Genomic DNA, 3963 nt, shown 5'->3' with positions numbered 1-3963 from the left:
GCGTCGAGATGCCGCCAGTCGATATCGGGCAAGTGGGTTTGGGGGGGCAGGGCTGCGGTCATGGTTGGATCGGGCTCAAGGAGGTCGAGCGGGAAGGGGTGTTGGCCGTGGGGACGTGCAGGCCACACTCGCGGCGGGTGTCGTCTTCCCACCACCAACGGCCGGCGCGGAAGTCTTCGCCCACGGCGATGGGGCGCGTGCACGGCGCACAGCCAATGCTGGGCATGAATGCGTCGTGCAGCGGGTTGTAGGGCACGCCATGGGTGGCGATGTGGTGCCAGACGTCGGCCCATTGCCAGTCTGCCAACGGGTTGTATTTCACACGGCCGGCCTCGTCCGGGGCGCGCAGGGGCACGTCGGCGCGGTGGGCGGATTGCGCGCGCCGCAGGCCGGTGACCCAGGCGCTGCGCCCGGCCAGCAGCCGTTGCAAGGGCTCGACCTTGCGCAACCCGCAGCAGGTGTGGCGCAGGGCGACGCTGTCGTACATCGGCCACGGTCCGTGCTGGCGCTCGAAGTCCGCCACCTTCGCTGGCTCGGGGCCGAAGACGGCGATGCGTATGCCCCAGTGCGCCTCAGCGCGGGCGCGCAACGCCAGCGTCTCGGGGTGCAGGCGGCCGGTGTCGATCATCGCGACATCGATCGCGATGCCGTGCCGCGCGATGAGGTCGGTCAGCACCATGTCCTCGGCGCCCAGGCTGGTGGCCTGCACGATACGCCCCGGGTGGTCGGCTGCCGCCTCGCGCAGGCGCTGTACGGTCGCTTCTACCAACGCCGGATACTCGGCGCGGGCGCGGGCGTACAGGCTGATGGCCCGCCCAGGCAGCGGTGGCTCGATGACGATTTCCGGGATACGCCGCTCAGCCATGGGCCAGCTCCGACTGGGGATGCCGCACATCGGGCTGATAAAACGCGTCGAACCAGGCGAGCGCGCGCTGGGCGGCCTCGGGCGGCAAGCCAGGGCGTAGCTGTAGCGAGCAAAAACCGCAGCGCCACAGCAGCAAGGCCTGGTCGGGCGTGACGTCGCCGGTGGCGCGCAGCGTTCCACGGTAGCCCCAGCGCGCACGCAGCAGGCGGGCCTGGGTGTAGGCGCGCCCATCGGTCCACTTCGGAAAGTGCAGCGCGATCAGATCCAACCGCGGCAGATCGGGCACCAGCACGTCCACGGGCTGGTCGTTGGGCCAGCGCACGCCCACGGGCAGCTCCGCGGGCCAGTGCTGGCGCACTGCCAGCCATTGCTCGCCGCTGAGCAGCAACCCAGGTTGCGGGGCCGGGGCTGTCTCGCTTGGGTCTGCTACGCGCCACGGGTCGTGTGCAGGGTCGACGATGTGCAATCGGGCGTCGGTGGGCATGATCAAGCCTCCACGGATTCGATGGCAGTGCTGCGGCGCACCGCGTCAGTCGCCGCGCGAAATGGCGCGAGCCCCACGCGTTGCAAGGTGTCGATGAAGCGCTCGCCGGGCTGTCGCGCCTCCAGGTAGGTGTCGAGCACCGCCTGCAGCGCGTCGCCGATCTCGTCCGCAGCGAACGCAGGCCCCACCACACGGCCCGGGCGCGCCGGCCCGTGGGCGGTCTGGCCATCCGAGCCGCCCAGCGTGAGCTGGTACCACTCGCTGCCGTCCTTGTCCACGCCCAGCACGCCGATATGCCCGCTGTGGTGGTGCCCGCACGAGTTCATGCAGCCGCTGACATGCAGCGCCAGATCGCCCAATGCCTCCAGTTCTTCCGGGTCCTGGTAGCGCTGCAGCACCTGCAGCGCCAGTGGCGTGGTGCGCGCGTTGGCCAGTGCGCACAGGTCACCGCCAGGGCAGGCGATCAGGTCTGCCAGAGTGCCGCGGTTGGGCGACGCCATGCCGGCCGCGCGTGCGGCCTGCCACAGCGCAGGTAGGTCGACTTCCCGCACCCAGGGCAGCAGCAGGTTTTGCTCGTGTGTCACGCGCGCTTCGCCCGCGCTGAAGCGTTCGGCCAGGTCGGCTGCGGCGTCCAGTTGCGCGTCCGTCACGTCGCCGGGGGCTTGCCCCGGGCGCTTGAGCGACAGCGTCACTGCCACCACGCCGGGCCAGCGGGTGGCCTGCACCTGACGATCGCGCCAGCGCCGCCAGGCCGTATCGGTCGGGGGAGGCGTCGCGTCCGTGTGCGCGGCAGTCGCCAACCACTCGCGGGGCGGCTCGAACATCGCTTGTACGCGCGCCAGTGCGGCGTCGGACAGGCGCAGCGCCGCCCCCAGCGTGTCGTCGCGCTGCAGGGCCTCGAACTCGGCCTGTACCGCATCGATGAACGCCTGCCCTTGTGCCTTGACCAGGATTTTGATGCGCGCTTTGTACAGGTTGTCGCGCCGGCCGTAGGCGTTGTAGACGCGCACGATGGCTTCCAGGTAGCGCACGATCTCGGACCACGGCACGAAGTCGGCGATGACCGGGCCGATCATCGGCGTTCGGCCCATGCCGCCGCCTACGCGCACGCGAAAACCCACCTGCCCCTGCGCATTGCGGTGCAGCTGCAAGCCGATGTCGTGCCACGCGATCGCGGCGCGGTCGTTGGGCGCCCCGGTGACGGCGATCTTGAACTTGCGCGGCAAAAACGCGAACTCCGGGTGCAACGTGCTCCACTGGCGCAGCAGCTCGCAGTAGGGGCGCGGATCCACTTCCTCGTCGGGGGCGATCCCGGCCAGCGCGTCGGTGGTGATGTTGCGGATGCAGTTGCCGCTGGTCTGGATGCCGTGCAAGTCGGCCTCGGCCAGCGCGTCCATCACGTCGGCGGCACGCGCCAGCGGGATCCAGTTGAACTGGATGTTTTGCCGCGTGGTGAAATGGCCCACACCGCCCTGCCCGGCAAACGGGCCCGTCGTCACGCGGTCGAACTCCCGCGCCACGCGCGCCAGTGTGCGCAGCTGGCGGCTGCTGACCTCGCCATAGGGAATGGCCACGCGCAGCATGGGGGCGTGGCGTTGGATGTACCAGCCGTTTTGCAGCCGCAGGGGGCGGAAATCGTCGTCGCTGAGCTCGCCGCGCAGGTGGCGTTCGAGCTGGTCCCGAAACTGCGCGGCACGCTGGCGGATGAAGTGGCGGTCGAAGTCGCTGTAGCGGTACATGAACGGGCATCACGGGTTCGTCGATGCCATCATTCTGCCGCGGGGTTATGAAAGAACAAACGAAAACATCGTTTTATGTCTATAACCCGAGCGCATATAGCGCAGGGTCGCCAGCGCGGTCCCGTGGGTGGATCAGCATCGTAATGGAGTGCGTTGGTCGTGAAGGCTGCCTGATCGAGCCCTTCGGTATACGTCAGCACTTTCGTGGCGAAGCAGATCATGTCATCCAAGTAAAAGTGCCAGGATCGCTCAGACATCGATCGCCTCGTCCTCGATGAAGGGTTTGAGCTCCGGGCGCAGCGCCTTGTCCGTCACCAGATCCACTGCGCACCCGAGCAGGTCTTCCAAAAAAAACTGCACGCCGAAAAACCGTTGAGCCGTCGCTGGCCCATCGAACGAGACGAGCACATCCACGTCACTGTCTGTCCGAGCGCTGTCGCGCGCCGTCGAGCCAAACAGTGTCAGTCGCGTCACCCCGAAGCGTCGCTGGAGTTCGGGTTTGGCTTGCGCCAGCAGTCGGGTTACCGTTTCGCGCCTCATACCGGATGTTCCTTGACGCCCCATACGCCTGCCGGCGGTGGGATCGCCCCATCATGGTGCGTCTGGCTGAGTGTGCCATGGCCCAAGGCAATCTCTGCCATCGCCTGCACCAGCAGCGGGTGCTCGCCCACGGCCGCAGCCAAGTGCCATTGCACCTGGGGGTGGTGGGTATGCAGTTCGGCCAGCAGGCGCGGCACGTCCTTGCGCACGTGGCCACCGGCGCCCAGAAAGGCGGGCAGGATGGTGACGTGCCGACAACCGGCGGCGGCCATTTGCGCGCCCGCGCCCAGCAGGTCGGGCGCCATGAACTCCAGGTAGGCCAGGGTCACCGCCCA

Annotated in this window: 5 protein-coding genes; all 5 read right to left on the bottom strand. The window is 68.4% G+C overall.

Annotated features, from left to right (window positions below):
* Positions 1–58: 58 nt before the first annotated feature.
* Positions 59–865 (bottom strand): phosphoadenylyl-sulfate reductase, encoded by an 807-nt coding sequence (locus Q0716_RS03970; RefSeq protein WP_299019925.1) that lies wholly within the window; start codon positions 863–865, stop codon positions 59–61.
* A complete protein-coding gene (locus tag Q0716_RS03965; RefSeq protein ID WP_299019922.1) occupies positions 858–1349 on the bottom strand; it encodes a DUF934 domain-containing protein in 492 nt (163 codons plus the stop codon). Before Q0716_RS03965 ends, Q0716_RS03970 begins: the two co-directional genes overlap by 8 nt.
* Before the next feature lie 2 nt (positions 1350–1351).
* Entirely contained in the window at positions 1352–3088 is a 1737-nt protein-coding gene (locus Q0716_RS03960) for a nitrite/sulfite reductase (protein WP_299019920.1), read from the bottom strand.
* 249 nt (positions 3089–3337) lie between these two features.
* On the bottom strand, positions 3338–3628 hold the full coding sequence (locus Q0716_RS03955) for a nucleotidyltransferase family protein (RefSeq protein ID WP_299019918.1): 291 nt from the start codon (positions 3626–3628) through the stop codon (positions 3338–3340).
* Positions 3625–3963, bottom strand: a 339-nt coding sequence (locus Q0716_RS03950) for a CbiX/SirB N-terminal domain-containing protein (RefSeq protein WP_299019916.1), incomplete at its 5' end; no start/stop codon positions are given. The genes Q0716_RS03950 and Q0716_RS03955, both read right to left, overlap by 4 nt.

This window comes from uncultured Tepidimonas sp. (assembly GCF_938045175.1).
Classification (GTDB): Bacteria; Pseudomonadota; Gammaproteobacteria; order Burkholderiales; family Burkholderiaceae_C; genus Tepidimonas.
Note: the sequence above shows the minus strand (reverse complement) of the source record. Positions and strands in the feature narration are given on the sequence as shown.

Coding starts and splice junctions, on each gene's coding strand:
- Q0716_RS03970 (WP_299019925.1), bottom strand. CDS start 865: ATGGCTGAGCGGCGTATCCCGGAAATCGTCATCGAGCCACCGCTGCCT.
- Q0716_RS03965 (WP_299019922.1), bottom strand. CDS start 1,349: ATGCCCACCGACGCCCGATTGCACATCGTCGACCCTGCACACGACCCG.
- Q0716_RS03960 (WP_299019920.1), bottom strand. CDS start 3,088: ATGTACCGCTACAGCGACTTCGACCGCCACTTCATCCGCCAGCGTGCC.
- Q0716_RS03955 (WP_299019918.1), bottom strand. CDS start 3,628: ATGAGGCGCGAAACGGTAACCCGACTGCTGGCGCAAGCCAAACCCGAA.